The organism is Poseidonibacter parvus (assembly GCF_001956695.1).
Classification (GTDB): domain Bacteria; phylum Campylobacterota; class Campylobacteria; order Campylobacterales; family Arcobacteraceae; genus Poseidonibacter; species Poseidonibacter parvus.
In genome coordinates this window covers 476,422-494,554 of the sequence record NZ_CP019070.1, presented here as the reverse complement: position 1 = coordinate 494,554, position 18,133 = coordinate 476,422, and the positions used below count along the sequence as shown (strand labels likewise).

At 28.7% G+C, this 18,133-nt stretch carries 18 protein-coding genes; 14 read left to right on the top strand and 4 right to left on the bottom strand.

Annotated features, from left to right (window positions below; translation table 11 throughout):
* Positions 1-50: 50 nt before the first annotated feature.
* The 12 genes from napA to LPB137_RS02350 all read left to right on the top strand — a co-directional run bounded on the left by napA (position 51) and on the right by LPB137_RS02350 (position 10,994).
* A complete protein-coding gene (napA, locus tag LPB137_RS02405; RefSeq protein WP_076083913.1) occupies positions 51-2,855 on the top strand; it encodes a nitrate reductase catalytic subunit NapA in 2,805 nt (934 codons plus the stop codon).
* Between the two features lie 58 nt (positions 2,856-2,913).
* Positions 2,914-3,714: a ferredoxin-type protein NapG gene (gene napG / locus LPB137_RS02400; RefSeq protein ID WP_076089168.1), complete on the top strand. Its 801-nt coding sequence runs from the start codon at positions 2,914-2,916 to the stop codon at positions 3,712-3,714.
* Positions 3,714-4,544 carry a quinol dehydrogenase ferredoxin subunit NapH gene (gene napH / locus LPB137_RS02395; RefSeq protein WP_076083910.1) on the top strand — a complete coding sequence of 277 codons (831 nt, stop codon included), beginning with the start codon at positions 3,714-3,716 and terminating at the stop codon, positions 4,542-4,544. Before napG ends, napH begins: the two co-directional genes overlap by 1 nt.
* A complete protein-coding gene (locus LPB137_RS02390; RefSeq protein ID WP_076083907.1) occupies positions 4,531-5,133 on the top strand; it encodes a nitrate reductase cytochrome c-type subunit in 603 nt (200 codons plus the stop codon). Before napH ends, LPB137_RS02390 begins: the two co-directional genes overlap by 14 nt.
* 9 nt (positions 5,134-5,142) lie before the next feature.
* On the top strand, positions 5,143-5,619 hold the full coding sequence (locus LPB137_RS02385; protein ID WP_076083904.1) for a ferredoxin-type protein NapF: 477 nt from the start codon (positions 5,143-5,145) through the stop codon (positions 5,617-5,619).
* A 12-nt stretch (positions 5,620-5,631) separates the two neighbouring features.
* Positions 5,632-6,588 (top strand): WD40 repeat domain-containing protein, encoded by a 957-nt coding sequence (locus tag LPB137_RS02380; RefSeq protein WP_076083901.1) that lies wholly within the window; start codon positions 5,632-5,634, stop codon positions 6,586-6,588.
* A gap of 31 nt (positions 6,589-6,619) precedes the next feature.
* Positions 6,620-7,006: a chaperone NapD gene (locus tag LPB137_RS02375; RefSeq protein ID WP_076083898.1), complete on the top strand. Its 387-nt coding sequence runs from the start codon at positions 6,620-6,622 to the stop codon at positions 7,004-7,006.
* 2 nt (positions 7,007-7,008) lie between these two features.
* On the top strand, positions 7,009-7,464 hold the full coding sequence (locus LPB137_RS02370) for a PAS domain-containing protein (protein ID WP_076083895.1): 456 nt from the start codon (positions 7,009-7,011) through the stop codon (positions 7,462-7,464).
* A gap of 38 nt (positions 7,465-7,502) precedes the next feature.
* Entirely contained in the window at positions 7,503-7,892 is a 390-nt protein-coding gene (locus LPB137_RS02365; protein ID WP_076083892.1) for a hypothetical protein, read from the top strand.
* A 501-nt stretch (positions 7,893-8,393) separates the two neighbouring features.
* Positions 8,394-8,609 (top strand): 4Fe-4S dicluster domain-containing protein, encoded by a 216-nt coding sequence (locus tag LPB137_RS02360; RefSeq protein WP_076083889.1) that lies wholly within the window; start codon positions 8,394-8,396, stop codon positions 8,607-8,609.
* 2 nt (positions 8,610-8,611) lie between these two features.
* A complete protein-coding gene (locus LPB137_RS02355) occupies positions 8,612-9,244 on the top strand; it encodes a ferric reductase-like transmembrane domain-containing protein (RefSeq protein ID WP_076083886.1) in 633 nt (210 codons plus the stop codon).
* Positions 9,245-9,248: 4 nt separating this feature from the next.
* On the top strand, positions 9,249-10,994 hold the full coding sequence (locus tag LPB137_RS02350) for an FAD-dependent oxidoreductase (RefSeq protein WP_076083883.1): 1,746 nt from the start codon (positions 9,249-9,251) through the stop codon (positions 10,992-10,994).
* Here LPB137_RS02350 and LPB137_RS02345 read toward each other — a convergent pair.
* From LPB137_RS02345 to LPB137_RS02335, 3 genes are all read right to left on the bottom strand, one after another.
* A complete protein-coding gene (locus LPB137_RS02345; RefSeq protein ID WP_076083880.1) occupies positions 10,991-13,444 on the bottom strand; it encodes a transporter substrate-binding domain-containing protein in 2,454 nt (817 codons plus the stop codon). The genes LPB137_RS02350 and LPB137_RS02345 overlap by 4 nt on opposite strands.
* A 111-nt stretch (positions 13,445-13,555) precedes the next feature.
* Positions 13,556-14,800 (bottom strand): serine--tRNA ligase, encoded by a 1,245-nt coding sequence (gene serS, locus LPB137_RS02340; protein ID WP_076083877.1) that lies wholly within the window; start codon positions 14,798-14,800, stop codon positions 13,556-13,558.
* A 75-nt stretch (positions 14,801-14,875) separates the two neighbouring features.
* Positions 14,876-15,082, bottom strand: coding sequence for a hypothetical protein (locus LPB137_RS02335; RefSeq protein ID WP_076083874.1), 207 nt, complete (start codon positions 15,080-15,082; stop codon positions 14,876-14,878).
* Between the two features lie 118 nt (positions 15,083-15,200).
* Here LPB137_RS02335 and LPB137_RS02330 point away from each other — a divergent pair, with 118 nt between their 5' ends.
* Both LPB137_RS02330 and trpS read left to right on the top strand, forming a co-directional pair.
* A complete protein-coding gene (locus LPB137_RS02330; protein WP_076083871.1) occupies positions 15,201-16,484 on the top strand; it encodes a TAXI family TRAP transporter solute-binding subunit in 1,284 nt (427 codons plus the stop codon).
* Positions 16,485-16,533: 49 nt separating this feature from the next.
* Positions 16,534-17,499 carry a tryptophan--tRNA ligase gene (trpS, locus tag LPB137_RS02325; protein WP_076083868.1) on the top strand — a complete coding sequence of 322 codons (966 nt, stop codon included), beginning with the start codon at positions 16,534-16,536 and terminating at the stop codon, positions 17,497-17,499.
* A gap of 34 nt (positions 17,500-17,533) precedes the next feature.
* Here trpS and LPB137_RS02320 read toward each other — a convergent pair whose 3' ends face one another.
* Positions 17,534-18,133, bottom strand: a complete 600-nt coding sequence (locus tag LPB137_RS02320; RefSeq protein ID WP_076083865.1) for a response regulator transcription factor — start codon at positions 18,131-18,133, stop codon at positions 17,534-17,536.

Here is an 18,133-nt window from a genome sequence, read left to right as displayed (position 1 = left end):
TAATTGCTATAATTCTTAAGTAAAAAATTAACTTGATTAAAGGAGAAAGTATGTCGCTATCAAGAAGAGATTTTCTTAAAAGCTCAGCAGCAGCTTCAGCAGCAGCAGCAATTGGTATGAATGTACCAACAGAATTAGCAGCAAAAGCAACTGCAGCCGAAGGTGGTTGGAGATGGGATAAAGCAGCTTGTCGTTTCTGTGGAACTGGATGTGGAATTATGCTTGCTACTAAAGGTGGTAAGATTGTTGCAGTTAAAGGTGATCCAGCAGCACCAGTAAACAGAGGTCTTAACTGTATTAAAGGTTACTTTAATGCTAAGATTATGTATGGAGCTGACAGATTAAAACAACCATTATTAAGAGTAAATGCAAAAGGTAACTTTGATAAAAAAGGTAACTTCGCACCAGTTTCTTGGGAAAGAGCTTTTGATGAGATGGAACTTAATATCAAAAAAGCTTTAAAAGAAAGTGGACCTGAAGGTGTTGGTGTATTTGCTTCTGGGCAATACACTGTTATGGAAGGATACGCAGCTCAAAAGATGATGAAAGGTGGATTTAGATCAAATGCAATTGATCCAAATGCTAGACACTGTATGGCATCTGCTGTTGTTGGTTTCTACCAAACTTTTGGAATTGATGAACCATCTGGTTGTTATGATGATATTGAGCTTACTGATACTATTGTATCTTGGGGTTCTAATATGGCAGAAATGCACCCTATTTTATGGTCAAGAGTTACTGATAGAAAATTATCTGCTCCTGATAAAGTTAAAGTAATTAATATTTCAACTTATAGACATAGAACTTCTGACTTAGCTGATAGTGAAATCATTTTCACTCCAAATACAGACCTTGCTTTATGGAATTATATTGCAAGAGAAATCGTATATAACGCACCTGAATCAATTGATTGGGATTTCGTTAAAGAACATATCGTATTTGCAGCATCTCCTGTTAATATGGGTTATGGTATGAGAAGAGCTGGTGAAAAATCTATTGTTGATGGTAAATATTCTAAATTAGAAATGGAAACTATTGATAAAGAAATGGTTAAAGTTGTTTCTGAAACTGAAGCACCTGCATTAGCTCCTTATGGATATAAAGCTGGCGATAAAATGGAAAATAAACCAGCTGGTCTTAAACACTGGGAAATTTCTTTTGAAGAGTACAAAAAATTCTTAGAGCCATATACTTTAGATTATGTTGCAAAAATTTCTAAAGGTAATCCTGATGAAGATATCAATAAATTTAAAGCTAAATTACAAGAATTAGCAAACCTTTATATTGAAAAAAATAGAAAAGTTGTATCTTTCTGGACTATGGGAATGAATCAACATACAAGAGGAACTTGGGTTAATACTTTAGCATACAATGTTCACTTCTTATTAAATAAACAAGCTAAGCCAGGTTCTGGAGCATTCTCATTAACAGGTCAACCATCTGCTTGTGGAACTGCAAGAGAAGTTGGAACTTTCTGTCACAGATTACCTGCTGATATGATGGTAGCAAATCCTAAACACAGAGCAATTACAGAAAAAGCATGGCAAGTACCTGCTGGAACTTTAAATCCTGTTGGAAACCAACATATTATGAAAATCCACAGAGATATTGAAGATGGTGTTGTTAAATTTGCATGGGTTAATGTTTGTAATCCTTACCAAGATACAGCATCTGCTACTCACTGGATTAAAGCAGCAAGAGAAATGGATAACTTTATTGTAACTTCTGATGGATACCCTGGTATTTCAGCAAAAGTTTCTGACCTTATCTTACCATCTGCTATGATTTATGAAAAATGGGGAGCTTACGGAAATGCTGAAAGAAGAACACAACATTGGAGACAACAAGTATTACCAGTAGGTGATTCAATGTCTGATACATGGCAATGGGTTGAACTTTCAAAAAGATTTACTGTAAAAGACGTATGGGGTGAACAACCACTAAGAGGTGGAAAAAAATTACCAGACGTAATAGCAGCAGCAAAAGCAATGGGATATACAGAAGATACAACTATGTATGAAATTCTTTTTGCAAATGAAAAAGCAAAATCTTATAAAGTTGATTTAGAAGATCCAATTCAAGCTGGTTATGATAACTCTGAAGCACTAGGTGATTCAAGAAATGTGATTGGTTCAGATGGTAAAGTATTTAAAGGATACGGATTCTTTATTCAAAAATACTTATTTGAAGAATACGCAGATTTCGGACGTGGACATGCTCACGATTTAGCTGATTTTGATACTTACCACAAAGTAAGAGGACTTAAATGGCCAGTTGTTGATGGTAAAGAAACTCAATGGAGATTTAATACTAAATACGATCCATACGCTAAAAAATATGGTAAAGATGGAACTGATTTTGCATTCTATGGTACATTAGCAAAAGCATTATCTCAAGGTGATTTATTAGGTGTTAAAGAAAAAGCTAAAAAATCATTAAAAAATAAAGCTAAAATATTTGCAAGACCATATATGGATCCTCCAGAAGTTCCAGATGAAACTTACCCAGTATGGTTAAGTACAGGTAGAGTTTTAGAACACTGGCATTCAGGAACTATGACTATGAGAGTACCTGAATTATATAGAGCAGTACCAGAAGCATTATGTTACATGCACCCTGAAGATGCTAAGAAATATGGTGTTAAACAAGGTGGTTTAGCATGGGTTGAATCTAGACGTGGAAAAGTTAAAGCTAGAGTTGAGACAAGAGGAAGAAATAGACCTTCAAAAGGTTTAGTATTTGTACCTTGGTTTGATGAGAAAGTTTTCATTAACAAAGTATGTGCTGATTATACTTGTCCTCAGTCAAAACAAACAGACTTTAAAAAGTGTGCAGTTAAAATTTATAAAGCGTAAATAAGGAGGGTGTATTGTTTTGAGCAATATTAATCCTTCAATTAAAAAAGAGTCAAAAATGAATACTGGTAAAAAAAGTCCTATTAATGATAGAAGAAGATTTTTCCTAACAATTGCAAGAGCTATTGGTCTTGCAGTTTTAGGAGGTCTTACATGGAGTGCATATGTTAGTGAAGTTACAGCAAATAGACTAATATTAAGACCTCCTGGTGCTCTTGAAGAAGAGGACTTTTTAGCAACATGTATTAAATGTGGTATGTGTGTTGAAGCATGTCCATTTGATACATTAAAATTAGCAAAACCAGGTGATAATAAACCTCTTGGTACTCCATTTTTTGAGCCAAGAGATGTTCCTTGTTATATGTGTCCTGATATTCCTTGTGTTCCTGTATGTCCTACAGATGCACTTGATATTTTCTCGGTGCAAAATGACAAAAAAGAACTAGATATAGCTAAAGCAGATATGGGTGTTGCAGTTATTGATGATAATTCTTGTATTGCTTTTTGGGGAATTCAATGTGATGCATGTTATAGAGCTTGTCCTCTTTTAGGAGAAGCTATTAGCATTGAATACACAAAGAATGAAAGAACAGGTAAACACGCATTTATGAAACCAATCGTTCACGCGGACGTATGTACTGGTTGTGGAATGTGTGAAAAAGCTTGTGTAACTGATAAAGCAGCGATTTTTGTACTTCCTAGAGAAGTTGCAGAAGGAAAAGCAGGTGATTATTATATCAAAGGCTGGGATAAAACAGATGAAAAAAGACTTGAAAATGCAACAAGTAAAGAAACAAGAACTGAAATTAGTAAAGATTCTGCATTAGATTCTTTAAATGACTCAGGAGACTTATACTAATGAAAACACTATTAGATAAATATAGATTTTTAATAGCAAGAAGAATCTCACAAGTTTTAATTATGGTTTTATATGTAATTGCGAATGTATATGGAATAAATTTTCTAACAGGAAATTTATCTTCATCATTATTAGCAGGAATTATTCCTCTTAGTGATCCATATGCAGTATTACAAATGTTTGTTGCAGGTGCAGTAATATCAATTGATATTATTGTTGGAGCTTTAATCATTACAATTTTTTATATGACTGTTGGTGGTCGTGCTTTTTGTTCTTGGGTTTGTCCTGTAAATATGATTACAGATTTAGCAAACTATTTAAGAAGAAAACTTGGATTTAATCAAATCCAAAAAAAGCAACCAGCTTCACGAAATATAAGATATTGGGTACTTGCTATTAGTTTAGTTATTTCATTTTTTATGGGATTAGCTGCATTTGAGTTTATTTCACCAATCTCTATGGTTCATAGAGGAATTATATTCGGTTTAGGTTTTGGTTGGGCTGCAATACTAGTAATATTTCTTTTTGATTTATTTGTTTTAAAAAATGGCTGGTGTGGACATGTTTGTCCTCTTGGTGGAGCTTATTCACTAATAGGGAAAACTAGTCTAATTAGAGTTCATCATAATGCACCAAATTGTACAGCTTGTATGAAATGTAAAGAAGTTTGTCCTGAAGTACAAGTTCTTCATATGGTTACAAAAGAATCAATTCCCGTATTAAGCGGAGAATGTACAAATTGTGGAAGATGTATTGAAGTGTGTGATGATGATGCTCTTAATTTTTCAATTAAGAATTTAAAAAAAGGAAAAGATAATGAAGTTAGGTAAATTAACTTTAGCAATTGCTGCAGTAGCAACTTTATACGCTACAACAATGAGTGCTGCAGAAAAGACTGTTAGTGAAGAATCTTTAGGATTAAGAAAAACAACTATTTATAGTGAAAAAGATACTACTGCTGATAAAGTAATGTATGGAACAGATGCAGCAGGTACATCTAAGAAAATCAAAAGAGCATTTCAAGATGCTCCACCAATGATTCCTCATGATGTAGATGGTATGTTACCAATTACTATTAATAATAACCAATGTACAATGTGTCATGAACCTGCAGTTGCAGAATCAATGGGCGCAACACCAATTCCTAAATCACACTTTATGGATTTTAGACCAAAACATAAATTTGATGGGAAACAATTTACAAAATCAATTGATAATATGAAAAATGAAGTTTCAGTAAAACCAATTGAGCAATTAGCAGGAGCAAGATTTAATTGTACTCAATGTCATGCACCTCAAACAACTGGTAAATTAGCAGTTAAAAATAATTTTGAAGCAGCTTTTACTAAAAAAGATGGTGAATTTAAATCAAGCTGGGATGAAGTAATCCTTGATGACTTAGATACATTAAAAAAATAAGTATTAGTTATGGAAAGAAGAGAGCTATTTAGCTCTCTTGCTTCTTCTTTTAAAACAAAAGAAAAGCAAGAGATTATTTTAAGACCACCTTATTATAAAGATGAAGAAGTTTTTTTAACAAACTGTATAGAGTGTGATGGAATTTGTAGTACTGTTTGTGAAGAAAATATTATCGTTATAAAAGATGATAAAACTCCAATAATTGACTTTTCCTTAAATGGATGTACATATTGTGATGAATGTGCAATTGCTTGTCCAAATGAAGTTTTATCTATTGAAGATAAAAAGAATATAAATGCTAAAATACAAATAGATATAAGTACTTGTTTAGCATGGAATGATACTATGTGTTTTTCTTGTAAAGATCCTTGTTTTGATGAAGCTATCGATTTTTTAGGTATGTTTAGACCTGAAATAAATGATAACTGTACATCATGTGGATTTTGCATAAAAGTATGTCCAACACAAGCTATAAAAATAATCTAATAAAGGAAAACTATGACTTTTATCAAAGCAGCTATTTTTCTAGTTTTATTTCTTTTTACATTAAATGCAAAAGATATAAATCCAAGCTACACATATTTAGCAAGTGGTGGTATTACAGATCTTGTAATAAAAAATGGTAAGTTATATGTAGCAACAAAAGCATCAAAAGTAGATATTTTTGATATAAACACAAAAGAAAAGATATCTTCAATTACATTACCTAAAATAAAAGATTTTATGGGTGATGAAATTAATTCTAAAATATATAGTGTTGATGTTTTAAAAGACTCAATACTAATACTTTCACAAGGAAACAAAGGTGGAAGAGCTATAAATATTTATAAAGATTCAAAGCTAAAAGAAATAATTTCAGCAAAAGAAAAAATGTATATTGCACGTGCAAAATTTGTATCAGAAGATAAAATATTATTTGCACTTTTATCAAATGAATTATATTTATATGATTTAAAAACAAATAAAAAAATATATGATATACAATTATCACAATCAAAGTTTTCTAACTTTTCTTTAAACGAAGATAGAAAACAAGTTGTAGTAGCTGATGAAAGTGGTATTTTAAAACTTGTAGATGTTGCTAGTTCTGATTTAATAAAAACATTTGCAAAACAAAACTTAGATAATGTTTTTCAAGTAGATATAAAAAACAATATCATTTTAACAGCAGGTCAAGATAGACGTGCTGCTGTTTATGATATAAAAGCTAATAGTGCTTATCATAAAAACACATCTTTTTTAATTTATAGTGCAGGATTAAGTCCAAGTGGAAAAATTGCAGGAATTGCAAGTAATGAACAAAATGAAGTAAAAGTTTTTAATACTAAAACACAAAGAGATTTATCTATGCTAAAAGGTAATAATACAACTCTTACAAATATTGTATTTATAAATGAGAAAGAAGTTTTTGTCACAAGTGATGATGAAAGAATAAATTACTATAAAATTGATTAAGATTAATTGATTAAAACAAAAGGATTATAAAATGAACGTTTCAAGTATTGTAGTGCAAACATTACCAAAGTATCTAGATGAAGTAGTAGAGTCTTTAAAAAAATGTGATGTATGTGATTATCATATGCATGATGAATTAGGAAGAATTATTATTACTATTGAAGGTGCTGGAGTTGAAGAAGAGCTAAAGAAATTAAGAGTAATAGAAGCAATTCCACATGTAGCATCAGCTGATATGCAAATGGCATATAGTGAAGATGAGTTAAGTGCACATATGGAAGTTTTAGATAATGCGGAAGTTGTACCAAAAGTTTTAAATGACGAAGATATAGATCCTAAAGATATAGTTTATAATGGGGATTTAAAAAAGAAAGATTTAGAAGGTTTTGCAAGAACATTTGATAATACAGGAAAATAATCATGGAATATAATTCAAGTAATTTTTTATTAGAAACAATTGTACCAAGTGAAGAGTTAATCGTATCAAGAACAGATTTAAAAGGTGTTATTACTTATGTAAATGATACATTTGCACAAATTTCAGGATATGAAGCAAATGAGTTATTGGGTCAATCTCATAATGTTGTAAGACACCCTGATATGCCAAAAGCTGTATTTCAAGACTTATGGAATGAATTACAAACAAAAGGTAAGTGGTCAGGTTATGTAAAAAATTTACGAAAAGACCAAGGTTATTACTGGGTATATGCTGAAATTTCTGGTGTATATAAAGATGATAAATTAATTGAATATAAATCTATTAGAACACCAATGAGTTTTGAAAAAAAAGTTGAATATCAAGTTAAATATGACCAACTAAAATTAACTTCTGGTGAATTAATTCGTCATGTAAGTTATTCACCTTATAAAAAATAATTTACAAATATTTCACAAAAATATAGTAAAGTTATCTTATGAAAAAAATATTTATAATTTTAACTTTACTATTACTTTCAATAAGCGGTTTAAATGCTTACTCTTCAAAAATTAAAAAAGTACATGCTATTGGAATTTTTCATGAAAATGGCAAAGGTGAAAATGTTCAACATCTAAAAGAAACAAAAGATAATTACAATGGAACTTGTTATTCAAAAATTGTAATTTTTGGAAATATGAATAAAGATAAAGCAGATGTAAGAATAGGAAATTCTACTGGAGTTTTAACTAAGTCAATTTCAATTTATAACAAGCAAAAAATAAAAATAGCGCAAGAACAAACCTTTATACATAAAAAGGTGACAAAAGGTTATCTTGAAGTAAGAATTAATAAAAAACTATATGATTCAAAAGTTTTTGTAAAATAGCATTTTATTGATTTATGTCATTAACTTAAGATTTTGATACTGATACAATTACACCATAATAAGAAGTTTTATCTCTCCCCTCCTTTTAAAATAAAAAGTCAATATAAGATTTTTCATGATAAAACTTCTTTTATACCTTTCTTAAAAAATCATCCATTACTTATGTTCATTTTCTTTTTACAAAAATTAAAATTTACTTAAATTTATATTCTAATATACAAATTTCAAAAAAAAATACTAACGTAGCATTAAAATAGCATTTTTTATGATATAATTTTTGAAATAGAAGTTTTATCTATTATCTCTCCTTAGTAAAGAAATTACGTAGCTGTAAAATTTTTTTCAGGATAAGACTTCTCTTTTAAACTTTCAATATAAAAATCAAAATAATTACAATCCAAAATTTTTAATAATTACTCATTTACCTTTATTTACTTAATATTTATAACTTGTTTAAACAACAAGCCTATAATTACTTTATAAAAATATGGAGTGATTATTATGGCTATATCAGATATTAGCGGTTGTATTGGGTGTGAAACATGTGTTAAAGTATGTCCAACTGATGTAATTAGAATGAACAGAAAATCAAATAAAGCAGAAATAAAATATGTTGAAGATTGCCAGATTTGTCATTTATGCAGACTCTATTGTCCTGTAGATGCAATAACAATAACATCAGAAAAATCAATTCCAGTAATAGTGTCTTGGGGTTAGAAATGAACTTAAATCTTAAATCCTTATATATGGTATTGCTATTAATATTTTTTGTCTTTTTACCTATGGTTTTTTTTATATTAACACAAATACCACAAAGAAGCATTTTAAAAGATACTATTTCAATTATTACAATCCTTGCTTTTTTTGTAGTACTCTTACAATTCTTTTTATCAAATTTAAATATTGGATTAAAGAGCATTTTTCAATCTTCAAAAATTATAAAAATACATAAAATTCTTGGATATACAGCTATACCTATACTATTATTTCATCCTTTTTTAATTGTTGTTCCTAGATTCTTTGAAGTTGGACCAAGACCTCTAGATTCATTTATAAAAATGATTACAACTTTTGATAGCTTAGCAATTATAATAGGTATTATTGGCTGGTGTTTAATATTACTTCTTGGACTTACTTCAATATTAAAAGATAAATTAAAAATGAGTTATAAAGCATGGAAAATATTCCATGGAAGTTTAGCTTTAGTCTTTATAATTTTTGCTTCTTGGCATTCAATTGAAACAGGTAGACATATGAATCTCAGCATGAGTATCTTAGTAATTTTAATTAGCTTAGCAGCTTCTATACTTCTATTTAAATCGTATTTTACAACAAATAAAAACAAAGGATAGAATCATGAAAGAAAATAATACTTCAAGAAGAGAATTTTTAAATATTACAAGTAATGCAATTAGTATGCTTTGGTTAACAAGCTTAAGTTCTACACTTGGATGGGCTAATAATGAAGTAAAGATTAATCTAGAAAACCTAGAAGAGAGTAACTATGAAGTTGATGTTCTAGTAATTGGTAGTGGAATGGCTGGACTCTTTGCAAGTGTAAAAGCTCATGATGCAGGTGCAAAAGTCATGATGGTATCAAAAGGAGGACTTGGAACTTCTGGTCAAACTCCATTTGCAAAAGGAATATTCTCTTATGATGAAGAAAAAGAAAAACTATCTATTGATGAATTTGTTGAAAAAGTTTCAAGATCAGCTTTAGGTACAAATAATAAAACTTATACAAAACAAATGGCACAAAATTCAAAACAAAGAGTTAAAGAATTAAAAGATTGGGGTTTTTTTGAATCAGCTTTATATAATAAATCTTTTTCTAAACCTATTGAAGAAAGAAATATTCCACTTTTAGAACGTGTAATGATAACTCACTTGATTAAACAAGATGGTAAGATTGCTGGTGCAGCAGGATTTAGTTTAGATGATGAAAAGATATATACTTTTACTGCAAAAAGTGTGATTTTATGTACAGGAGCAGGAGGCTTTAAACCTAACGGTTTTCCATTAAGAGATTTAACTCATGATGGAACAATTATGGCTTATAATATAGGTGCAAAAGTTACAGGGAAAGAGTGGAATGATGGTCATGTTGGGAATTCAAAAAACCCTGCAGATGCTTTTGGTAATTGGCATGGAATGTTTGAGAAAAAACCTGAAACTACACAAGTTCAAGTAAATCATCATTTAGGAGTAGATATTAATTATATGGCATATACAAGTGGTAATGATGTGAAAATGGGACCTCCAGGGATGATTACAAGTGATATAAAAGGTGGGCCTTATACTCCTAGTGAATTTAAAATGACTGAAGACCCAAGAGGTGATCATAAACACAGAAAAGGACCTCCTCCTCCAAGAAATGGCAAAAAAGAAGGTTTACCTCCAGGTATGAATGGAACTCCTGTTGGAGGTTCTAGTGCTGGATTAGCAATACATAAATCAGAGGGACTAGTTCCTATAAATGAATTTTGTGAGTCTACAATTAAAGGCTTATATGCTGCTGGAGATGCTCTTGGCTCTTATATGTCAGGTGGTATATATACTCAAATTGGTTCATCTTTGGCAGGATCAGCTGTTCAAGGAGATATAGCAGGAAAAGCAAGTGCTGAGTATGCAAAAAATATAAAAATGACAAAGATTTCAGATAAAAGAATAGCAACAATAAAAAAAGAAATCTTAGAACCTTTAAATAAAAAAGCTGGATATTCTCCTGCTTGGGTAACTCAAACACTGCAAGGAATAATGATTCCAAATTTTGTTTTATATATAAAAAAAGAAAATATGCTAAAAGGTGCTTTAGCTTATGTAGAAGAGCTTGAACAATCTCATCTTCCATATTTAAAAGCAGAAGATTTTCATGAATTAAGACTTGCACATGAAACTATCAATATGATAATAAGTGCAAAAATGAAATTAAAAGCATCATTAATGAGAAAAGAGAGTCGTTGTAGTCATTTTAGGTTAGATTATCCTAATCTTGATAATAAAAACTGGCAAGCATGGATAAATATTTATAAAAGCAAAAAAGGAAAAATGAAGTTTGAAAAACAAGCTTTTGGGACTTGGGCTAAATCTAATATTTCCTAAGTTTCCTTAGGAATTTTAATCACAAATTCAGCCCCACTATACTCATTATTTTCATAAGTATATTTTGCATTATGAACTTCAATACTTCCATTCATACCTTTTACAATTAAGTTATATGTCATATGAAGTCCAATACCTGTCCCTTTAGATTGATGTTTTGTAGTAAAATATAAATCAAAAACTTTAGGAAGAATATCCTTATTTATTCCTCTTGCATTATCTTTTATTTTTATGATTATATTGTTGTTTTCAGTATACGATGTAATGAAAATATATTTGTTTTTAATTTCTCTTTCTAATAATATATCTCTAGAGTTATTAAAAATATTAATCACACATTGAAGAAGTTCATTAGGATAGCCAAATAATTCAAGTTCTTTTTCTATATTAACAATCATGTTAATATTATTATTAGTAATAGAACCTTTTACTAAACTTAGGAACCTATTGATTTCATTACTTAAAGTGAATACAACTTTAGTTCTATCACCTAGAATAAAGTTTCTAAAATCATCAATTGTTTTAGAAAGATATTGAGCATTTTCATTTATATCAATACAAGTTTGCTCAAAGAATTCATCACTAAGTAAGCCATGACTCTTCTGTAATTGCATACCTGTTGCTCCCATAGATATCATAGATAAAGGCTGTCTCCATTGATGGGCAATATTTCCTATCATTTCTCCCATAGATGCCATTTTCTCTGATTTAAAAAGCTTTTCTTGTATATCTAAGTTCTTTTCTACCTCTTCTTTAATTCTTGATTCTAAACTTTCATTTAATGCTTGTAAATCTTTTGTTTTCTTTTCCACAGCAATTTTTAAATCTCTATTAGATTTTTTTAAGCTATATTGTCTATATAAAAATAATAAAGCTATTACAAATACTGCAACTAATAAATATATTATAATTGTATAATTAATTTCTTTTTCATATTTTATAGATATCCAATTACTTAATATCCTTTGATGTTCTAAAACATCCATCTTTTCAACTAGTTTTTCTAAAATATTAAATAATATCTTATCATCATTCCTAACAGCAATTGCAAGTTCCCATTTCTCATCAAACTTTCCAGTTATCTTAAGAGCTGTGCCTAAACCATTTTGGAATTGATAACTAATACTAGCTAGTGTTCCTATATAGCCATATAATTCACCTTGATTAACTTTTTTTAATCCATCTTTAATATCATCAACTTCAATAATATTTATATTTTTATATTTTTTCTTTAATAATTCAACAAAAGCATATCCTTTAGGAATTCCAACACTTTTATTTTTTAAACTTGCAATATTATCAATAAAAGGAACATCTAGTTTTGTAGCAATAACTATTGGTATTTTTAAATACGGAGTTGTAAAATCCATATATTGTTTTCGTTCTGGTGTTTGCATTGCTAAAGATAAAATATCACATTTTCTACTCTTTGCATATTCTATAGATTGATTCCAACTAGTTGTTTTTATTACTCTTATATTTTGATTTATCATCTTACTTAAAACTTTATAATAATCTGCCGTAATTCCTATATGATTACCCTTTTCATCAAGTTTTTCAAAAGGCATCCAATGAGGATCAATACACATATTTATAAACTCTTTTTCATCTAAATATTTTTTTTCTTCTTTGGTTAAACCAATATCATTAACTTGATTATCAGGTATTATACGTGTACTAAACCATTTATTATTTAGTTTCTCCAGTTCTTTTCTTGAGATTAATTTTATAGACTTATTTATAATTGAATATAAAATATCATTCTCTTTTTCTACTCCAATTCTCAAATCTTCTTTTTTTATTGTATTACTATTTAACTCATCAAGAATTTTTATATTTGTATATCCAGCTTCACTAACATATCTTTGTCCACTCATATGATTATTAAATGCAGCATCAACATCTCCAAATGCTAATGCTTTCATATTTTCCTTAGAATTCTTATAAGTTACTAGCTCAAAAAGATTTAAATCTTTTACCGTATCGTAATAATAGATATCTTTTGTTATACCAATTTTCATTCCTTTTAAAGATTCAAAGTTTTCATAATCAAGGAACTCACCTTTACGGGCAAAAATTACATTTGCAATTTGAAAATAAGGCTCTGTAAAGTTTGTAAAACTTTCTCTGTCTTTTTTATATGAAATAGTATCAATTAAATTAAGTTCTTTATTTTTGAATTTTTTTAATATATTACTCCATGTATCCATTTTGATATCTATTTTTAAACCACTTTTTTTAATAATCAAATTTAAATAATCATATGAATATCCATTTGGTTTTCCATTATTTTTAAATGCAAAAGGATAGTAATCTTCTATCATTCCAATTGTTACTGTATTTGTTTTTATATACTCTTTTTCAATATCTGAGAAAGATTCATTTTTTTCTATATTTATTTGTGCTATTACACTTGAGAAAAACATCATAAATAATATTATTATTTTCATTTTATACCCTTATAACAATAGTATATCTTTATTTTAACGATTAATCAATTTAGTAATAATTTTTAGGAGTTTAGAAGAGAGATAAAAGAACTAAGCTTAAGCTTAATTCTTTTACATATATTTTTTAAGAACGTCTGGGATAGTGATACTTCCATCTTCATTTTGATAGTTTTCCATAATAGCAACAAGTGTTCTACCAACTGCTAAACTTGAACCATTTAAAGTATGAGTTAAAATGTTTTTCTTTCCATCTTTATATCTGATTTTTGCACGTCTACTTTGGAATTCTTTTGTATTAGAAATAGATGAAATTTCTCTATATTTATTCTGACCTGGTAACCAAACTTCTAAGTCAATTGTTGTGGCTGCAGAAAAACCTAAATCACCAGTACAAAGCTGCACTTTTTGATGAGATAAACCTAAAGAAGTTAATAAATCACTTGCACAAGAAACCATATCTTCAAATACTTTTTCACTTTGTTCTGGTGTAGTAATAGCAACCATTTCAACTTTATCAAATTGATGTTGTCTAATTAAACCTCTTGTATCACGTCCTGCACTTCCTGCTTCTTTTCTAAAACAAGGAGTATAAGAAGTCATTAACATTGGTAATTCTTCACTTGGAATAATTTCATCATTATAAAGGTTTGTTAAAACAACTTCTGCTGTAGGAATTAAGTATAAATCCTCGTCCTCAATTTTAAATAAATCATCTTCAAATTTTGGAAGTTGACCTGTTCCTTGAAGTGTATTAGTATTTGCCATAAAAGGAACATACCACTCTTCAAAACCTCTTTTAGCATTAAAATCAAGCATATAATTTATAAGTGCTCTCTCCATTTTAGCAGCTTGCCCTCGCATAGCTACAAATCTAGATTTTGCTAATTTAACACCTCTTGGAAAATCTAATGAACCATCTTTTTCACCTAAATCCCAATGTTCTTTTGGCTCAAATGAAAACTCTGGTTTTTCACCAATTGTTTCTAAAACTACATTTTCATTTTCATCTGCTCCATCTGGCACACAATCATCTGGCATATTTGGAACACCTAAAATAATAGAAGTAAGTTCTTCTTCAATTACTCTAACTTCATCTTCTAATACTTGTTTTTTTGCTTTTAATTCATTAATATTAGCTTGCAAAGGAGCAATATCTAGCCCTTCTTTTTTATATCTTCCGAATTCTTTTGATAGTTTATTTTGCTCAGCTGTAACATTTTCCATGTCTTGTCTTTTTTGCTTTGCATTCTGTGAGATAGAGTTTAAGTTGTCTAAAATTTCTTGTGCTACACCTTTTCTTTTTAAGGCACTTGCAACATTGTCAAAATCTTTTTGTAGTAGTTTTATATCAATCATCTTTTCTCTTTGTATTTAATATTTTTTTGAGATTATATCTAAAAATTGCTACAAAGAGATTAGATGAAATAAGTATTATCCGTTCATTTCCATTTTAATTAGAACTTCACCCTCAACATATTGAGTTTTAAATCTATGTTTTTCACAAAAATCTTCGTTCATAATTGTACACATTTCATTTGCTTTTTCTAATGCAGCATCAATTGTTTCACATTCAGTAACTTGTTCAAAGTCTGAATTTCTAAAACAACCACATGCTCTTTCAACTCTTACAATTGCCATCATATTTCCTTTAAATTTTTGCGAATTGTATCATAAACATATTTTAATTAGCTTTTATTACTTTCTTATATATATTTTTATAAAGTTTTGTATAAGATATGTATAAAAAAGATTTTATATGAAAAATAAATTTTTAACTGTCTCTTTTCTAACTTTAATACTAGTAGTTACTTCATTTTACATAACTTCTCAATTTATACAACCTGCTTCTAAAAAAGAGTTTGTAATTGCAACTGGTTCAAAAAATGGTCAATATTATAAAACTGCTTTATTATATAAAGAAGTTTTAGAAAAGCAAAAAGTTAAAGTTAATATTATTACTTCAAATGGTTCTGTTGATAATCTTAATTTATTAAAAAATAAAAAAGTTGATATGGCTTTTGTTCAAAATGGTATCGATTATGACAAAAAAGATGTTCAAATAAAATCACTTGCTTCTATATACTATGAGCCCTTATGGATATTTTATAAAAATGAAAAATATACAATGAATTATATTGTTGAATTAACATCAAAAAAGATATCAATTGGTAAAAAAGGTAGTGGTACATTTGATTTAGCATCAAAGATATTAAGTGATAACAAAATAAATAATACAAACTCTAATATCTTTAACGACTCAAGTAAAGAAGGAAAAGAAAAACTTTTAAGTGGAAAGCTTGATGCAATATTTCTTGTAGGTTCTCCTCATTCTCCTGCCATTAAAGAGTTACTAGAAAATCCTGATATAAATCTTTTTAGTTTTAAAAGAGCAAAGGCATATAGTAGACAATATAACTTTCTTGAATCAATTGAACTCTATGAAGGAACAATAAATTTATATAAAAATCTTCCTTTTCATGATGTAAATCTACTTTCTACAACTGCAACAATTGTAGTAAGAGATGATTTCTCTGAAGAGTTAACAAGATTAGTTTTAAAAAGTATTAAAACTATTCACAATAAAAAAAGTCTATTTGAAGTAGAAAATCAATTTCCAAGTATTGAAAATATAACAATTCCTGCAAGTGAAGAAGCTCAAAGATATTTTGTTTATGGGGACACATGGCTTGAGAAAATTTTTCCTTATTGGATTGCTTCAAATCTTGATAGATTAAAAATTCTTATCATACCTTTACTAACACTTTTAATACCCTTAATAAAAGGTGGTTTTCCACTTTATAAATGGAGTGTTCGTTCAAAAATATATAGATGGTATGATGAACTTCAAGCACTTGATCTAGCTTTAGAAGGCCTCAAAATTGAGGAATTAAGAAGTAAACTTTTAGAAGTTGAAGAATTAAAAAAAGAGATAAAAGCAGAAACAAAAGTACCTTTATCCTATATGGGTGAATATTATGATTTAATAATGCATTTAGAACTTATAATTTCAAAAATACAAAGTAAAATAAACAATAATTAATTTTAGCTACTTTTGCTATAATTACAAAAAAATTACAAGGAAATATATTTTGAGAATTTTATCAGGTATTCAACCTTCTGGAACACTGCACATAGGAAATTACTTTGGTGCAATTAAAAGAATTATTGAATCACAAAATCAGGGAGAACTATTTGCTTTTATTGCATCTTATCATGCATTAACATCAGTAAAAGACAAAGAAGTTTTAGAGCAAAATACCTTTGAAGCAACAGTAAACTTTTTAGCATTAGGAATGGATCCCCAGAAAGCAACTTTTTGGGTACAGCATCATGTAAAAGAGGTTTTAGAGTTGTATTGGTTACTTTCAAACCATACATCTATGGGATTACTTGAGCGTGCTCACTCTTACAAAGATAAAACTGCCAGAGGAATTCAAGCAAACCATGGTTTATTCTCATATCCTGTATTAATGGCTGCAGATATTTTATTATTTGATTCTCAAATAGTTCCAGTAGGAAAAGACCAAATACAACACGTTGAAATAGCAAGAGATATTGCAACTTCAATTAACCATACATATAAACAAGATTTATTTGTATTACCTCAATCAAAAGTTGATGAAGTACTAGCTACAGTTCCAGGAACTGATGGAGCTAAAATGTCTAAATCTTATGGAAATACGATTGATATGTTTAATACAAAAAAGAAAATCAAAAAACAAGTTATGGGAATTGTAACTGATTCAAGAGAACTTGAGGAAGCTAAAGAGTGGGAAAACTGTAATATTTACAAATTATGTGAATTATTTATGAATGATGAAGAGTTAAAAGAATTACAAACTAGATATGAAACACCAGGTGAAGGTTATGGACATTTTAAATTAACTTTATTAGATAAAATGACTGAATACTTTGCACCATATCAAGAAAGAAGAGAACATCTTTTAGCAAATCCAAAAGAAGTACATGAGATATTAGCTTACGGGGCTTCAAAAGCTTCTAAAGTAGCTGTAGAAAAAATGAGAGTATTAAGAGATGTTGTAGGTTTAATATAAATTCTTAATACTTTTGAGTAAGAGTATTTTTTACTTAAGAATTTAAATACTCTTTCATCATAATTCCTAAAGTTACTCTATCTTTTATTTGTAACTTTTGGAATACAGTTGAGATATGAGCTTTAATAGTTCTCTCGGTAATATTAAGCTCATGTGCTATTTCTTTATTTGTAAACCCCTTTGAAACAAACTTTGAAACATCTAATTCTCTTTGACTTAATTCATCTATTTTATCATCATATTTTACTAAGTTTGATAGTGTAGAATTCTCAATAATAAAACTCATTAAATCTGGATTTACCCAAACCTTATCACTTTTGATAACTTTAATAGCTTCTTTTAAATTCATTGGAGTCATATAATTATTACCATAACCTTTTACCCCTTGTTTTAAAAGCTTAAACCCCTTTATATTATCTAACTTTGAACTTAAACATAAAACTTTACTTATTAAAGTAAAAGATAAATATTCTTTTAAATTATCATAATCAAACAAGACTATATCTTCTTTAAAAAAAACAAAATCTTTTATCTCTTTTTCAAAGTATAAATTAGAAACCTTTATCTGATGTTCAATAGCTTTGCTCCATTGTTCATGCAATAATCTATTAGGGGAAATAAAAATTATTCGCAT